Origin of the sequence: Hufsiella ginkgonis (genome assembly GCF_009834915.1) — a bacterium.
Lineage (GTDB): Bacteria > Bacteroidota > Bacteroidia > Sphingobacteriales > Sphingobacteriaceae > Hufsiella > Hufsiella ginkgonis.
This window is the reverse complement of the sequence record NZ_WVHS01000005.1, coordinates 342,584-359,573: the sequence shown is the minus strand read 5'-3', so window position 1 is coordinate 359,573 and position 16,990 is coordinate 342,584. Positions and strand designations below refer to the sequence as shown.

11 protein-coding genes are annotated in these 16,990 nt (G+C 51.9%); all 11 read left to right on the top strand.

Annotation, left to right across the window (positions count from 1 at the left end; all coding sequences use genetic code 11):
- Window positions 1-28: 28 nt before the first annotated feature.
- The 11 genes from GS398_RS20330 (at window position 29) to GS398_RS20280 (ending at window position 16,983) form a co-directional block, all read left to right on the top strand.
- Window positions 29-1,648: a fasciclin domain-containing protein gene (locus GS398_RS20330; protein ID WP_160908652.1), complete on the top strand. Its 1,620-nt coding sequence runs from the start codon at window positions 29-31 to the stop codon at window positions 1,646-1,648.
- A 137-nt stretch (window positions 1,649-1,785) separates the two neighbouring features.
- Window positions 1,786-3,315 (top strand): fasciclin domain-containing protein, encoded by a 1,530-nt coding sequence (locus tag GS398_RS20325; protein WP_160908651.1) that lies wholly within the window; start codon window positions 1,786-1,788, stop codon window positions 3,313-3,315.
- A gap of 19 nt (window positions 3,316-3,334) precedes the next feature.
- Window positions 3,335-6,445 carry a SusC/RagA family TonB-linked outer membrane protein gene (locus GS398_RS20320; RefSeq protein ID WP_160908650.1) on the top strand — a complete coding sequence of 1,037 codons (3,111 nt, stop codon included), beginning with the start codon at window positions 3,335-3,337 and terminating at the stop codon, window positions 6,443-6,445.
- Window positions 6,446-6,479: 34 nt separating this feature from the next.
- Entirely contained in the window at window positions 6,480-8,153 is a 1,674-nt protein-coding gene (locus tag GS398_RS20315) for a RagB/SusD family nutrient uptake outer membrane protein (protein WP_160908649.1), read from the top strand.
- Between the two features lie 17 nt (window positions 8,154-8,170).
- Window positions 8,171-9,667, top strand: a complete 1,497-nt coding sequence (locus GS398_RS20310) for a hypothetical protein (protein ID WP_160908648.1) — start codon at window positions 8,171-8,173, stop codon at window positions 9,665-9,667.
- Between the two features lie 44 nt (window positions 9,668-9,711).
- Window positions 9,712-10,542 (top strand): sugar phosphate isomerase/epimerase family protein, encoded by an 831-nt coding sequence (locus tag GS398_RS20305; RefSeq protein WP_160908647.1) that lies wholly within the window; start codon window positions 9,712-9,714, stop codon window positions 10,540-10,542.
- A 31-nt stretch (window positions 10,543-10,573) separates the two neighbouring features.
- Window positions 10,574-11,755, top strand: a complete 1,182-nt coding sequence (locus GS398_RS20300) for a Gfo/Idh/MocA family protein (RefSeq protein ID WP_160908646.1) — start codon at window positions 10,574-10,576, stop codon at window positions 11,753-11,755.
- Window positions 11,756-11,838: 83 nt separating this feature from the next.
- Complete coding sequence (locus GS398_RS20295) at window positions 11,839-13,149, top strand: MFS transporter (RefSeq protein WP_160908645.1); 1,311 nt, start codon at window positions 11,839-11,841, stop codon at window positions 13,147-13,149.
- Window positions 13,146-15,509 carry a DUF7133 domain-containing protein gene (locus GS398_RS20290; protein WP_160908644.1) on the top strand — a complete coding sequence of 788 codons (2,364 nt, stop codon included), beginning with the start codon at window positions 13,146-13,148 and terminating at the stop codon, window positions 15,507-15,509. The genes GS398_RS20295 and GS398_RS20290 overlap by 4 nt, the downstream gene beginning before the upstream one ends.
- Window positions 15,510-15,696: 187 nt before the next feature.
- Window positions 15,697-16,089, top strand: a complete 393-nt coding sequence (locus tag GS398_RS20285; protein ID WP_237488263.1) for a c-type cytochrome — start codon at window positions 15,697-15,699, stop codon at window positions 16,087-16,089.
- Window positions 16,090-16,224: 135 nt separating this feature from the next.
- Complete coding sequence (locus tag GS398_RS20280) at window positions 16,225-16,983, top strand: ThuA domain-containing protein (protein ID WP_160908643.1); 759 nt, start codon at window positions 16,225-16,227, stop codon at window positions 16,981-16,983.
- Window positions 16,984-16,990: the final 7 nt, after the last annotated feature.

The window sequence follows — 16,990 nt, the reverse complement described above, 5'->3', positions numbered from 1 at the left end:
TAACATAATTAAAGCCTTTTTGCTTAGCATGGCAGTAATACTGTTTATTTCATGCGAAGAATACAGGCTGGATACGGGTCAAACGCTCGAAAAGAACAGTAAAACGATCCTCAATTACCTGAAAGAAAACCCGAAATACTCGATCCTGGTGAAAGCGCTGGAGATTACCAGGCTCTCGGAACCGCTCAGCATTTATGGCTCGATGACCTTATTCGCTCCCAACGACGAAGCGTTCAAGAAATACCTGAAGCGTAAAAACGTAGCCGATGTGTCTGAGCTGAAACCCGATACCCTGAAAAACCTGCTCCAGTACCATATCTATAACGAGCAGTACGGTTCTGCCAATTTTGTAATGGGCACGCTGCCTACTTCAACCATTAACGGCAACTTTATTAAGTTCGATATTTCTGCGGGCATCGCCCAAACCAAGTTGAACGACGCGGTAACGCTGGGCACGTTAGACGTACTGAACAGCAACGGCTTCATCCACGAAGTAAATGACGTGCTCGACCCACCCGCGGTAACCCTGTACGGCTGGCTGAAATCGCAGGCGAGGTATTCGATCATGCTAGAAGCTTTCGAGAAAACCGGCAACGCCGACGATATTCTCAAAAAGATCGATACCGATCCTGCCGACGTACGTTACGGCAAACCGGTGGTAAAATGGCGCACCATTTTCCTGGAAACAAATGACGTGCTGAAAAAAGCAGGGATCAATTCGTTCGACGATCTCGCAAAAAAATATTCGAACACCTATAAAACCACAAAAAATTACACCAGTCTTGCTGATTCGCTTAACCTCTTCGTGCGTTTCCACGCGCTGAACCAGAAGTATTTTGTCTCTGAGTTTAGCGACACCTATAAGGAAAGCTTCAGTGCCGGCAATTACCTGATCTTTGGCAGCAGCAAGGGGATCTCGATCAATAAACACGCGGATGAAGTAACCGGCGCCGACGTACAGGTGGGCATCGACCTCGCTAACAGCAATAACATTACGCAGAATGGCGTGCTGCATTCTATCACTTCGGTGATGAGCCTGTATAAAGTACGGCCGGTAACCGTAATACAGCCGTTCGCCGGATCGCTGGAAGATCGTTCCCTTAAGCTTAAAACCGGCCTGCTCAGTAATTTCATTACCGAGTTCCCTAAGCTGGGCGCAGATCCTGCCGGGCAATCCATCATTTGGTGGCTCAAATGGGGATACCCGGTAGGTACCCCGTCCGTGCCTGCAAGGGCCGAATGGGCGGGTGATTATGCCGTTTATCTTACCGGCGCTACACAAGGCTATTATTACGAGGTAACCACACCGCTGGTGTTTAAAGGGACGTATAACGTGATCGTAAATTACAGCGGTTACCGGCGCAACAACCCCGCAAACGCTTCCTATGCCTCGTTTAAATGGGATGGCCAGCAACTGGGCGACGTAGTAACCCTCAACCTTACCGACAGCAACGACGCCATTGGCGGATCCACGGTCGGCCCAACGCCCCCGGGTGTGACGACTCAGTATGGCGATTTCCAGTTTAGAAGATATATAGGCAAGGTAACGCTTAACCAGACCAGCAGCCACGTACTTCGTATTGACGGGCTCGCAGGAACCAATACCCAGATCTGGTGGTATAGTGTTGAGCTGGTGCCCGTAAACTGATCATGACGATAACCACCTTCAAACAAAATTAAGGAAACGAAACCGTTATAAGCTGCCGCTTAGAAGAGATGAATAACAGCTTATGATCGCTTCACTGCCGTTAAAGAACAAATTATTTAAATGAAAAAACCAGCTAAATGAAGACTATTAAATTAACGGTTCTGGCCCTGTTTTCCTTCCTGGCCCTATGGTCATGTAATAAGAAATGGGACCTTTACGACGAAAAGCCCGCCTACCTGGCTTCAGGGACCTTGCTTGATCTCCTGAAGACCGATCCCGAGCTTACCCAGTTCGTGGGCTTGTTAAAAAAGACAGGCTATGATTCCGTGCTTTCGCGAAAAGACTTGTTTACGGTGTTTGCCGTCAGGAACGGCGGCTTTACAGGTATCGATACCAGCGCCAGGACGCCCGCCCTCAGGAAACTGATCGGGATGCACATTTTCCCTTCCGCCATGCGGAGAGAAACCCTTAACGGGATGCGTATCCCTGCACTTTCTGGTAAATACGTGCGGTTTGCAGAGGCCGGGGGCAACATCACTGCCAATAACATTGCCATAACCGGCGCCGGGACGCAAGCCGTTAACGGGTTGGCATTTAAAGCCGCCGCGGCGATCACGGCTTCTCCTACGTTGTATGACGTGATCGCCGGGAATCCCAATACCTCGCTGTTTTACAGTTACATACAAGCCAGCTACACCAGGACGTTCGACCCGGTGAATAACATTATTCTCAAGTATGATTCGGTAGGTGTGCCCATCTACAAAACACCCTACAAGTACCTCGAGAACTCGGAATACGTGAACTTGACGAAGATGCTCGACGAGAGCGAAGAGTCCACCTTCTTCATCCCTACCAACGAAGTCATACTTAAAGTATGGGACCGTATGCTCGCCGCCAGGCTTAACAACCAGGCGTGGGTCATTCCCCGGATCACCGGCGCACATCCGGAAGTGACGGTTGGCGATTATTACTTCCGCCAGAACGCCGAATACCGCGGCGACTCGCTCATTGTACTGGATTACCTCTTCCGCAACATCGCCTTCAAAGGATTGCTCACCTCGCCGGTCTCCGGAACGGCCTCATTCACCAGCAGAAGCGGTAACCAGTTTACGGTTTCATCTGCCCAGGTGCAGTCTTCCGGTACTGCGAGTAACGGCAAGTACTATTTAATTAATGATGTAACCCTGCCCGGTTCGGTTTACCGCAAAACTTTTATGTATGATCCGAGGTTTCCGCTCATCTATCCCTTTACGCCTACACTGGGCGCAAAAACAACCAATGCCTTTACCAACGCTGGGGTGAACGATGTTTTCGACCGGTTCAGCCAGTTCGATTTCGGCAATTTCGGCGGTAAGATCGAATACACCATCCCGCTGGTTACCAGCGGACTTTACAAGGTGGTGCTGCGCACCGTGCCCATCAACGCCGGCGGAAGCGTGATCAATACCTTTTACGGCACGCAGGCGCTAAAGCAGGGGATCAACCTTTCGGGGCTATATACCATCCAGTCGAACATCAGCATCGATGTAGAGCTGGGAAACATCAGCGTTGCGGCTAACGGACCCGTCAAACTCGCCATCGTTTGCGCTTCCTTCAGCCCGCAGTCGTCCAACCAGTACAAAATAAATATGAACACTATCAGGCTTATCCCCGTCGATGCGCTTTAACCCATTTAAATTAAATGATATGTTAAGATTTTTTTACTCCCTGATCTTACTCTCCTTATTGTCGCAGGCGATATATGCCCAGGAATGGTTAAAGGTACAGGGTACGGTAGTCGATTATATGACCTCCAAACCCGTAAAAGGCGCGCTTATCAGCGTGAAAGGCACCCTGCGCAGTGCGAGCACGGCAGATGACGGCAAGTTTACGGCCGAAGCGAAGTCGCTATATGCCGTATTGGTGGTCTCCTACCCGGGTTACCAGGCCATAGAGGTGCCGTTGAACGGACGGGACCAGGTAGCCGTTGTACTGGTTCCCGAGGGGATCAATACCGGTGAATCGATCGTCAGGCTCCCTTATTACACCGCGAATACCCGGAACCTGAACGGCGCTTATACGGTGGTACAGAATACGAATGACCGCTACCGGGATATTCCGCAAATGCTGCAGGCGGCTGTTCCGGGTCTTGAGGCCAACGCTTATTCCGGCGTACCCGGAGAAGGAATGAAATTCAACATGCGCGGCGTACGGTCGCTGTACACAACCAACGAACCGCTGTTACTGGTAGACGGGGTGATGGTGAACGGGGTAGTGCTTGACAATTCGCTGGCACGCGGAAACGTGTACAATTATCTTTCAGATATTAATGTTAAAGATATCGAGTCGGTAACGGTTATGAAAGATGCCTCCGCCGCAGGTATCTATGGTTCGCGGGCGGCAAACGGCGTGATCGCTATCACCACCAAAGGCGGTACCAACGGTAAAACTTTCCTGGATGTATCCTATCAAAGTTCTTTATCTAACCGCTTTAAGGAATTGCCCATGATGAATTCCGCCGAATACCTGCCTTATTTATCGGGCAAAGTATACAGCCAGGGCCTCGATCAGCAAAAGATCGCCGCTACGTTCCCGTTTTTTGGAATGGACCCCGGCAGCGCGGCTTACCTGCCTTATACCAATAACACTAACTGGCAGAAGGAAGTAACCAGGAATGCCATGAACCACGATTTTCACTTGAGCCTGAGAGGCGGGGACGCGACATCGAAATATTCATTTAATGTAGGATACACAGGTCTCGCGGGAACGGTTAAGGGTACCTCCGCGGCTAACCTGACCTCCAGGTTCAACCTGGATTTTAAGATCCTCAAGAACTTTTCCGCCGGCACGCGTGTCTCCTTCAACAAGAACAACAAGAGCCTCATGGACCAGGGTTACGAAGAACGGGTAAATCCATTGTACCTGGGCCTTGTTAAGCCTGCGATCCTGTCGCCGTTCGTACAAACCAGCCCGGGCGTTTACAGCAGTTTTTACTCCCTGCCATCTTACGAAAACCTGAGTAACCCGATCGCCGTAGTTAACGACGTAACCAATAAGGTGAACAACTACTGGATTTTTTCCAGCGTATACGGGCAATACAATTTTTCGCCGGACCTGCGGTCGAAATTGAGCGTAACGCTCGACCGCCGGAGCCTGCAGGAAGATCGTTTTACGCCGTCTAACGCCATCGTGCCATCGAATCTCGATATTCGTTTCGACCGCACCTCCGAGGAACAGATCACGAACCGCCAGGCGCTTATTTTCGAACATACCCTTACTTATGAAAAAGAACTGAACACTACCAACAGGATGCTGGTGTTTGGCGGGTATAACCTCGAGATGGCGCAGTATTCCGGCGCTTACGGGTTTTCGCGCCATTCTACAGACGATGCCTTCCAGGGATTGGGCGACGGTACCCGGGTAAATGCCAGGGGTATCGAGGAAAAATATAACAACCTGTCGGCCTTCGTGAACGGCGAATATACCTTCCGCGAGAAATTCTTCTTTAAGATCGGCGCAAGACTGGACGGCTCCTCGAAATTCGGGAAAGACGCCGCCTCCGGGATCCATATCGGCAATGTGCCGTTTGCCTTACTACCTTATACCGGCTTAACCTGGAAGGTGAAATCGGAACCATGGATGGCTGGCTTGAAATTCTTAAGCGAATTTAACCTTCGCACCTCTTACGGGGTTACCGCAAACCAGGATATCCCATTAAACGCGCAGTATTCTCTTTTTGGGAAAGTATTTAACGGGCCCTACACCGGGCTGTCATTGTACTCAATTGGTAACAGCACGCTGCAGTGGGAAACCACCAGATCCTTTAATCTTGGTACCGATCTGTCGGTGTTGAAAAATGGGTTAAGCTTCCGGGCGGATTATTTTAACACCCGTACCGGGAACCTGCTGGTCCCTAAAGGCATCGCGGGAGCGAACGGCCAGTCGTTTTACTGGACCAATGAGGGAACTATCAGCAACCATGGCTTCGAACTGGGCGTGAATGCCAGGGGACATGCCGGCAGTTTTATATGGAATGTCGGCGCTACCGCGGCCAGGTACAAAACCAACATCGTAAGCCTGCCTGACAACGCCTCGCTAACTGATGGTACAAACGGTTATACTTCTATCGCAAAAGTAGGACAACCTGCCGGGATGATCTATGGCTACAGGTACCTGGGCGTGTTTGCCACCACGGCAGAGGCGAACGCTTCGGGTATGCTGAACGAGCTCGGCGCGCCTTATAAAGCAGGCGATATGTATTTCGCCGACCTGAACAACGATAAGATCCTGAACGATGCGGATATGACCGTTATCGGGAATTCGAACCCCGAATTATTTGGCGGCCTTAACGCCAACCTCGCCTGGCATGGGTTCGACCTGAATGCCGGTTTCGGTTATTCTTATGGAAACGACGTGCTGAACGTGCTTCGGGCAAAATTGGAGAACGGGATGGCTTATGAGAACCAATCCGTGCGTGTATTGAACGCCTGGCGGGCGCAGGGCGACAGAACGGATGTTGCGGCAACCTCCTATGGCGACCCGCTGCGGAACAGGCGTGCCTCTACCCATTATATAGAAGACGGGTCGTACTTAAAAATGCGCTCCCTCACGCTGGGTTATACGTTTAAAGAAAAGCAGATCCGTTACCTGCGCGGGGCGCAACTCTATTTTACCGGCTACAACCTATTTTCGGTTACCAACTATATGGGTTGGGATCCTGAAGTAACCGTGGGACAGAATTCGTTTTCCAGGGGCTATGATTTTGGCAATGTGCCGCAATCAAGGACTTTCATGCTTGGCCTTAAGCTGGGGCTATAACAACTAACCGATTAACACTTAAAATCTTAATAAGATGAAAAGAAGACTTTACTACATGCTTTTTCTGAGTACGGTGATGGTCCTTTCCGTTTCCTGTAAAAAGTACCTCACCGTAGAGCCCGAAGGATATGTGCAGGAGGAAAATACCTTTAAGACCGCAGCCGACGCCATTACCACCGTTAACGGCCTGTATGCGCAAATGCTGCCGCTCGTTGACCAGATCTTTCTTGCAGGCGAGGCCCAGGGCGACCTGGCGGTTGCCGCCCGCGGGGCCGACAAATATATCACCGAGTTCGCCGAGAACCGGGTAACCGCGTCGAATCCTTATGCCGATTACACCAAATTTTACAGGCTGATCCTAGCCTGTAACCGGGCTCTCGACGGGCTCGACCAGATCCTTCGTGCCGACCCGGTAAATTATAACAGGGCGGTATACCTTTCCAACCGTGCCGAAGTGTACTACGTAAGGGCATGGACGTACCTGCAGCTGGTAAAGATCTGGGGTGACGTACCTTATGTTACCGGTACCGTTACCAAAGCGGAACAGGTTAGCAACCTGGCGCCGGAAAAGAGCGCCACGATCATTAAAAAGATCCTGAAGGACGCTGAAGATAACTTCAGCACCATCCTTACGATCAATTCCGATTTCCTCGGTACCGGGAACGATTTCCAGCTTACCATCGGCCAGTTCCGCGACCTGAGCGGGCGGTGCTTACTGGCTGAACTGTACCTGTACGATGGCAATTATAACAAAGCCTGGGAGATCATCAGTGTAATAGAGCCTTTTGGGGTTTACCCATCGAGTGGTGGCGACGCACTGAACGTGTTCGGGATGTTCCAGGGACAATGGGTGAACTGGGATAGCGGGCAGAGCCGGCGCGACGGTAACCAATATCAGCGGCAGGTAGTGATGGCGATCAATTTTGACGCTACCAAGAACCAGACAAACAGCCTGATGAAGTGGACCAATAACAAGTACGGCGGTCAGTACGCTTTAAAACCAAGTTCGATCGCCATTAAGAACTGGACCTCCGCCCCGATGATGCTTCAGCAATACCAGATCACACCGGCCTTGGGATATTATATCAACGAATCGTATAACGCCGGTAACGGTCCGCTGGAAGTGCTCGACCCGGACGGGAACCCGATAATTGGCGGGTATGGCGATTACATCCGCGGCGAAAAAGGCTCTTATTTCGTGGACGGGCGCGATACCCTGATGTTTAAGTTCCTGATGAAAAGCAGGGGAGTTCCTAAAAACCCGCTGATCAATGACAAATACGCCGACAATGATGCTTTCTTTAACGTTTACCGTGACGGGCCGATGTACCTCCTGGCCTGCGAGATCATGAACAACATGGGCGTGCCCAGCCAGGCGTTGCTTACCATGAACGGAGGTTCATACAACGCTTACGTATACAAAAGTACGCGCTACAGGGTCGGCGTGGCGCCGTTTAAAATCGATTTCAGCAGTCCCGAGCCTGCAAAGAAACAGGTGGCCAGGTTCCTGATCCAGGAAAGCGCCATGGAATGCGCATTCGAAGGCCGCCGGTGGTTCGACCTGGTACGGATCGCCAAACAGGCCAACGATCCTGCGTTGCTTGCCGATGCGGTAGCTAAAAAATATCCGGCCTCCAGGCAAGCCGAGGTAAGGGCCCGTTTAATGAATCCGGCAAACTGGTACCTCCCTGTTTATAAAAAGAATTAATCAATAGCACGAAAGAAATGAAAAAACTATCATATCTCATCTTCATCCTGTCGGGAGCGTTGCTGTACGCCTGCACCAAGGAAAATGATACTGCCGAAATAACCAAACCCCTGGTGGTTATGGATGTGGCAAAGGATACCGTAACGGTGGGCGGAACCTCCGTGATCGTCGGGCCGCTGAAAGACTACGAACAAGCCAGCGATGTGGTTTACAAGTTTACCGTAACGACGGAGAAGCCGCTAACGAAGTTCTTCGTCAGCTCTTCGTCTGATGCGGTTTCCCAACTGTCGAAAGTCCTGAAAACGGAGCCCGAAAATGCCATTGACGCTACCGGGAAGTTCACTACCAGTTTAAAGAACGTTACGGTGTACTATTCCTACCGCATAGATCCCCTGGTACCTGCGGCATCGAACGTAACACTTTCGTTCAATTTCCAGAATGAAGATAATTACGTGGGCATCATCTCCCATAGTTTCACCGTAATAAAAGCAGGCAGTACCAGCGGGAAGCCGCTCCGGGTGCTCGACCTGCCGTTCGCTTATAAGGTGCAGCGCGGTATCGGTACACAGGACAACTTTAACATCGTAAGCGGTATCAGGGGAGAAGCCAACGTACGCCTGAGCAACCGGCGTGCGCCGTTCTATTCTACGGAGCTGTTTATGGATCTCGGCTGGGTGCCCGAAGATGTGTACGCCAATGTAGATAAGATCGACTTCGTGGGTTTCAGACCGAGGTTCGCCAGTACAAGCCCGGCGCTTACGGTCGGCCAGTTTTACCTGGTGTCGCCCAGCAATATACCCGTGCTCACGCATACTTACCCGGGCTCTGCCACCATAGTGATGCAGCTGGTAGGAACCAGCGGCAGCGGCGAAATTACAGCGGCAGGCTTAACCAGGCCGGTAACTTTTACCACCAACCTTAACACCACCGCAACCAATTTCGTGAACGCCAATAAAGCGGCATACACCGCTCTCGGCTTAAATTTAACCACCAGTGGCGCCAACATGACCTGGACGGTGGTTACCACCAATCCTGCGGTTAACTATGCCAATGCCACCTTTGTAAATAAAACCGGCGACCTTGCAGGCAACCAGTTCAGCGCATCAGGTAACAACCAGTTGAGCGACATTAAAGTGGTGCAAATGAGAGAAACCGTGAACAAAATGGCCGCAATGGCGCAGGCATCGGGTGTGCCGCTCAGAACGGTTTACTTTAAGCGCCTCGATAATATTTCCGGGCCTAACAGGGTTACGCCTGAGTATTTCGGCACCTTAACGCACGATAACGAGTTCGCGGCATTAACTGCCGGTATCCAGGCCGAAGGCAAAACGGCGATAGGGCCGCTCAGCTTTAACGAGGTATATGGCTTTGTGATGAGCGACGGACGAAAAGGGCTGATAAAAACAACGGCAAATACCTATTTTAATACCCTGACAAATGCAACAGCCCCTGTTGATGCTCCCAGCAGCGGCGATTTCGTGCTATACTGCACGATCAAGATCCAGCAGAAATAAGTAAATTACACCCCGGGCCCGCGCCCGGGTACTCAACCATACACATGAGAAAAACACGTAACCTGACCATCCTTTTCCTCCTCGTTGCAAGCGCCTCGTTCGCCCAACGTTTTTCCGCGCTTCTTAAAGAAACCCCCGGTGCGGTTTCCTACACTTTCCGCGACGCCCTGGCCAAAGACGTGCCCGGTACGCTCGACCGTATCAAAGCCATGGGCATTACCAACATGGAGTTTTCCGGTTTATTCGGGCAAACGCCCGAAGCGCTTCGTGCCCTGCTGGATGCCCGCGGTATCCGCTGCACCTCGCTGGGCGTCGGCTACGGCGATATGAAAAAGCCTGAGAACGTGATCAAAACAGCCAAAACGCTTGGTGCACAGTTCGTACGCATAGCCTCTATCCCGCATAAGGATAAGATCGACGGCCCGATCATGCAGCAGGCGGTGGCCGATTTTAACGCGTTCGGTAAGATCCTGGCCGAAAATGGCCTCACGTTCTGCTACCATAACCACGGCCCGGAGTTCGAGCCTGCCGGCGACCTGCTCCCGGGAAGTACCCTGTTCGATTACCTGGTCGAAAAAACAAATCCTAAATATGTTTCCTTCGAGATGGATATCCTCTGGGTGTTCGTGCCTGGCTACGACCCGGTGGCGTACCTTAAAAAGTACCCGGAACGTTTTAAGCTGATGCACCTGAAAGACCGTGCAAAAGGCAGCTCAGAGAACGTTCCTATGGGCCAGGGACAGATCAACATCCACGAACTGCTCCGCGCCGTGCAGAAGTCTTCCGTAAAATTCCTCTATATTGAAGACGAAAGCAAAAAATCGGAAGAGCAGGTGCCGGTCAGTTTGGCGTATATGAAGCAGCTTTCGAAGTAGCAATTACGTCCTGCGTATAACCGTTATAAAGATGAACAAACAACTACTCCTTGCCGGTTTTGTCGGGTCGGGTTTTGCGGCCAGGTTCCATTACGATGCCTTGCAGCGGGTTTTCAGCGTAAAGGTCGAAGTAGCGGGTGCTTATTCGCCTTCGGCGGACAACCTGCGTGAATTTACCTCCCAACGGAACCTCAAGGCCTTTGAATCGCTGGAGGAGCTGATCGACGCATCGGATGTGATCCATGTGTGTACGCCGCCGGTGACGCACGAACCGATCGTGGTAGCGGCCCTCAGGAAGAACAAGCATGTAATTGTAGAAAAACCCTTTACCGGCTATTTTGGGGATGGCACCGAAGCGTTCAACGGCGATACGTTCTCCCGCGAAGAGGGCCTGGAGGCTACGCTCACCAGTATCCGCAACATGCTCGAAGCAGAAAAGGCAAGCGAAGGGCTGATCATGTACGCAGAGAACTGGATCTATGCGCCGGCCATTCAAAAGGAGCGCGAGATCCTGCAAAAAACCGGTGCGCAGGTGCTCTGGATGCATGGCGAGCAGTCGCATTCAGGTTCGCACTCGCTGGCTTACGGGCAATGGAAGCTCTCCGGTGGCGGGTCTATGATCGGGAAGGGCTGTCATCCCCTGGCGGCAGCCATTTACCTGAAGCACGTGGAAGGACGCACACGCACCGGCAACCCTATCCGTCCCAAAACCATTTCGGCGCGCACGCATGCCATTACGCGCATGCCGGCCTACCAGGATGAGGGCTACCTGAAAACTACTTATAAGGATACCGAAGATTTTGCGCTCCTGCACGTGGTGTTCGAAGACGGTACCATCGCCGATGTATTTGCCAGCGAGCTGGTGATGGGCGGCGTACATAACTGGCTGGAAGTAAACACCAGCAATCACCGCACCATCTGCCAGGTAAACCCCAATACGTCCATGCAGTCGTACACCCCTGACGGGAAACACTTCCGGGACGTGTACGTGGTCGAAAAAACCGAAACCAAGCAAGGCTGGTCGTCCATTTCGCCCGATGAAGGCTGGTTTGCCGGCTACCAGCACGAGATGGATGCGTTCTACCGCTCGGCAGCTTTTGGCGAACCGGTGGAAAGTAACGGCCAGCTGGCCGCAGACGTGATCTCTACCATTTATGCCGGTTACGTTTCCGCAGCGCGCAAGGGCGCGGAAGTAACGGTTCCGATACTATAAAAACTTCTCCTGTACAATTTTCTACATTCGTATTCATAACTAACCTGGGACCCGGGATAAATCCGAGACCGATCACGTAAATTATGTATCCAAACCTCCAACGTCCCGTCGCCAACCCCTCGCCCCCCTCAACCAATTACCGTTGGGTAGTTTGCGGCCTCCTTTTCCTGGCCACTACTATCAATTATATCGACCGGCAGGTGATCGGCCTGCTGAAGCCGACACTCGAAAAAGAGTTTAACTGGACCGAGCTGGACTATGCCAATATCGTAATGGCCTTCGCGGCGAGCTATGCGATAGGCTATTTCATCTTTGGCAATATCATTGATAAGATCGGCTCGAAAGTAGGCTATACCGTTTCTGTGGTAGTGTGGAGCATCGCCGCTATATTACACGCTGCGGTAAAAAGTACGTTCGGCTTTGGCGTGGTGAGATCGCTGCTCGGCGTTAGCGAGGCGGGTAACTTCCCGGCCGCGGTAAAAGCGGTAGCGGAATGGTTCCCGAAAAAGGAACGCGCGCTGGCTACCGGCATTTTTAACTCGGGCACGAGCATCGGAGCGGTGGTGGCGCCCGTTATGGTGCCGTGGATCATGGGTTTATACGGGTGGAAAGAAGCGTTCCTGATCACCGGTGCGCTGGGTTTTATCTGGCTTATTTGCTGGTGGCTGTTTTACGAGGTCCCTTCAAAGCATAAGAAGATCAGCAAGGAAGAGTTTAATTACATCCACCACGACCCGGAGCCGGTAGTTGCTGACGACAACACCTCGCTTAGCTGGGGCGTACTCATCAAGTTAAAGCAAACCTGGGTATTTATTATCGGCAAGGTGTTAACAGACCCCGTATGGTGGTTTTTCCTGTTCTGGCTGCCTTCGTATTTTTCTACCACATTTAGCCTCGATCTTAAAAAACCGAGCCTGCAGCTCATGGTGGTATATGGCGCAACCACCGTTGGCAGTATCGCGGGAGGTTACCTTTCGTCGTTCCTTATAAAAAAAGGATGGGTAGCGCTCCGGGCCAGGAAAACCGCGTTGCTGGTGGCGGCCTTCGCGGTAACGCCCATTATATTGGCACGGTACGCCAGCGATGTGTGGACGGCGGTACTGATCATCAGCATTGCCGCTGCGGCGCACCAGGCGTGGAGCTCGAATATTTTTACCATCGTTTCGGATATCGTTCCTAAAAAGGCGGTGAGCTCTGTGGTGGGGGTCGGCGGGATGGCCGGATCGATCGGCTCTACGTTTTTCCCGCTCCTGGTGGGATGGTTACTGGATTATTACAAAGCCCTGGGAAACATCGGGGCAGGTTATAATATTTTGTTTATTATCTGCGGTCTTACTTATTTGGTAGCGTGGGGAATTATTCACCTGCTGACTAAAAATATGCGTTCGGTATGAAATTGTTATCCAAAAAGAGCCTGGTGTATGCAGCTACGGGCCTTACCATTTTTACGCTGCACCAATGTCACACAGTGAAACCTGCCGCCACGGTCGCGGCGCCCGCAACGCCGGCTGTTGTTCCGGTAGCGCAGGCCGCAGCGGCTGCCAAACCGGTTAAATATGCCGATACGGTGGATGTCGGCAGCGCCGCCGTACTTACCCCCGCGGAAAGTATGGCTAAAATTAAAATAGAACCAGGCTTCGAAGTGAAGCTGGTGGCGTCGGAACCCATTGTGAGCACCCCGGTAGCCATGACGTTCGATGCCAGCAGCCGCATGTGGGTGATCGAAATGACGGGTTACATGCCCGATACCCTCGGCACCGGCGAAGATCAGCCGAGCGGCAAAGTGGTGATCCTCGAAGATGCCGATAAGGACGGGGTAGCCGACAAGCGTAAAGTGGTGATCGATTCGCTGCGTTTGCCAAGGGCGATCTGTCTCATAGGGAAAGGCGTGCTGGTGGCGGAGCCGCCTTATTTATGGTATTACCCGCTTAACGGCGATAAAGCCGGTAAACGCGTGCTGGTAGATCCGCTCTATACCGAGGAAGGTAACGTAGAGCATCAGCCGAACGGCTTGTACCGCGCGCTCGATAACTGGATCTATAACGCTAAATCCACCAAGCGGTACCGGAAATACGGCGATCGCTGGGTAATGGAGCGTACGCACTTCCGCGGCCAATGGGGTATTTCGCAGGATAATTACGGGCGGCTCTATTCGAACGATAACTCGACGAATTTGCGCGGCGACTACTTCTCACCCGGGCTGGGCTCGGGCAACAAGAACTTTACCGACCTGCAGGGCTTCGATGAAAACGTCGTACGCGATAACCGGGTGTACCCGGCGCGCCCAACTACCGGCGTAAACCGTGGCTACCTGCCCGGCGTGCTCGACGACAGCCTTCGCCTGGTGAACTTTACGGCTGCCTGCGGACCGCTTGTTTACCGCGGCGGCTTATTCGGCCCCGCCTATGAATGGAACACCTTTGTAGCCGAGCCGTCTGCCAACCTCATCAAGCGGAATATACTAACCAACGACGGTTATACCATTAAGGGAACACAAGCGTATAATGGCCGGGAATTCATAGCCAGTAAGGACGAACGGTTTCGCCCCGTTAGCCTGTACGACGCTCCCGACGGCGCATTATACGTGGTGGATATGTACCGCGGTATCATCCAGCATAAAACTTACCTGAGCCCGTATATTAAAAAAGAGATCGCAAAGCGAAATTTGTCCGTTCCGCTGTCGTGCGGACGTATCTATAAAGTGGTTCCCGAAGGAAAAAATGCAGTCATGCGGCAGATGCCGGCAGATCCGAAGCAATTGGTGGCGCTCCTGGGCGATGCCAACGGCTGGGTCCGCGACCGCGCGCAGCAAATGCTGGTAGATGGCAAATCGCCCCTGGCTATACCTGCACTTCGCGAGGCGCTTAAAAGCAACGACAACCAGTTCAGGGTAATGCACGCGTTGTGGACACTGGAAGGGCTGCACGCGCTCCGTACGGCGGAAGTGCTGACGGCCTTAAATTCGCCGGAATGGCCGGTACAAATGCAGGCATTGAGCGTGATCCCTTCGGTAGTTACTAAAATATCGGCGCCCCTGTATCTCGCCGCGCTGCAAAAGCTGGAACTTAAAAAGGAGGTAAATACCGCACCCTATATTGCCTTTGCATGCAACGCGATCAGGCCGTTTAATCAAGTTGCAGCAGATAAACTGCTGCAGACCCTCGTGAAAAGCTATCCCGCAAACGGGTTCGTGGCCGATGCCGTGATCAGTAATTTACAGGACAGGGAAGCAGCCTTTCGCCGGGAGATGACCAGGGTGGTGCCCGATACCACGGGTATCTTTTATGCACACCTGGGCCGCCTGATGCGCAGCATCGAAAACGCCAGGCGTAACCACGACCCGGTATTGCTGCAAAAGGAGTTCCCCCGCGGGGCGGCGATCTTTAGCTCGACCTGCCAGACCTGTCATGGGGCCGATGCGAACGGAATTAAGTCGCTGGCTCCGCCGCTGAACAAATCAGAATGGGTGAATGGCGATAAAGATAAGCTGCTCTCCATCGTATTGTTCGGGTTAACCGGCCCTGTTATGGTAAACAGCCACCTGTACCAGGCGCCCGAGATCACGGCGGATATGCCCGGGATTGGCAACAATAAAGAGTTTTCGGACCAGGACATCGCACAGCTGCTGAGCTATATCCGCCGATCGTGGCAGAACAATGCCAGCCGCATAACCGCCAAAGATGTAGCCGACGCCCGCACCAGGCTGAAAGGCCGGGAAAAGGCGTTCACCATGAAAGAGCTTACTAATCAATAAAGAATAATATTTTTACGAAATCGTTAACTTATTGACTGTCAGTGCTTTTTCAATTGGTAAACTAAATTGTTACAACAGGCCTCATATTGAATTAATGATTTATTAAGTTATTTTTAAGATTTTAAATCTAGATTCACAACGAAATTATAAACACACATACTTTTCAAAAAGTATAAAACTAACATTGATGAAGAGAATTCTGATCCTCCGCGCCGTAATGATCGCCTTAATTACTATTCCCGTGGCCGGAAGCTTTGCGCAAACTCCTAAAAAGAAAGTAATACCTGTAAAGAAGCCTGCAACCCAGGCAGCCACCGCAGCAGATATTAAAGAAGGTGAAGCCCTGATGATGAAATCAGACTGCTTCGCGTGCCATAAAGTGGATGTGAAACTTGTAGGACCGGCTTATAAAGATGTAGCAAAGAAATATCCTGCTACCGCCGCCAACTACACCATACTTGCTAAAAAGATCCTTGCCGGCGGAAGCGGCGTATGGGGCCAGATCCCTATGGCTGCTCACCCACAGATCACGCAGGCCGACGCTACCAAGATGGTGAAGTATATTTTGTCGCTGAAGTAGCCGCGGATTGTTTGACGTTATACCTATGGTAGCCTGGCTGCGCCCGCATTAACCGCGGGATAGAAACGTATAACGTCAAACGTCCGGTAACGGAATCGTTCCTTTAACATAACCAACATAACCCCTAAATAAACCATGAAGCTTCTTACACCCAATTTGTGCAAACGATTGCATTGGCTGCTGGCCGTTGCGGTTATCGTTGTTTTTACCGCCGGTACCGGGTTTGCCAGGAAGAACCCGAAAGTGCTCGTCTTCTGTAAGACAGCCGGCTTCCACCACAATTCCATTAAGCCCGGGGTGATAGCGATCCGGAAGCTGGGCGCTGAGAACAAGTTTGAGGTAGATACCACCACCGACGCGAAGAACATCAATACCGGCAACCTGAAACAATATAAAGCGGTGATCTTTTTGAGCACTACCGGCGATATCCTGAACGACGAACAACAGGCTGCGTTCGAAAACTACATCCGCAGCGGCGGCAACTTTGTGGGCGTACACGCGGCTACCGACTGCGAATACAAATGGCAGTGGTACGGCAACCTGGTGGGCGGGTACTTCGCCTCGCATCCTGCGCAGCAGATGGCTACCATTAAAGTGGTGGACGGCAAGCACATCTCTACCAAACACCTTCCCGCAGAATGGAAGCGCAAAGACGAATGGTACAACTACAAATGGATGGCCAAAGACCTGCACGTGGTGCTTGCCATCGACGAAACTACCTACGATGCCGGTAAGGACAAAATGGGTAACCACCCCATGGCCTGGTACCACGAATACGATGGCGGTCGTGCCTTTTACACCGAGCTTGGCCATACCGACGAATCCTTTGCCGAGCCCTTATACCTGCAGCACCTTCTTGGCGGAATTAAATACGCCCTCGGAAAAAAGAAATAGACTAATT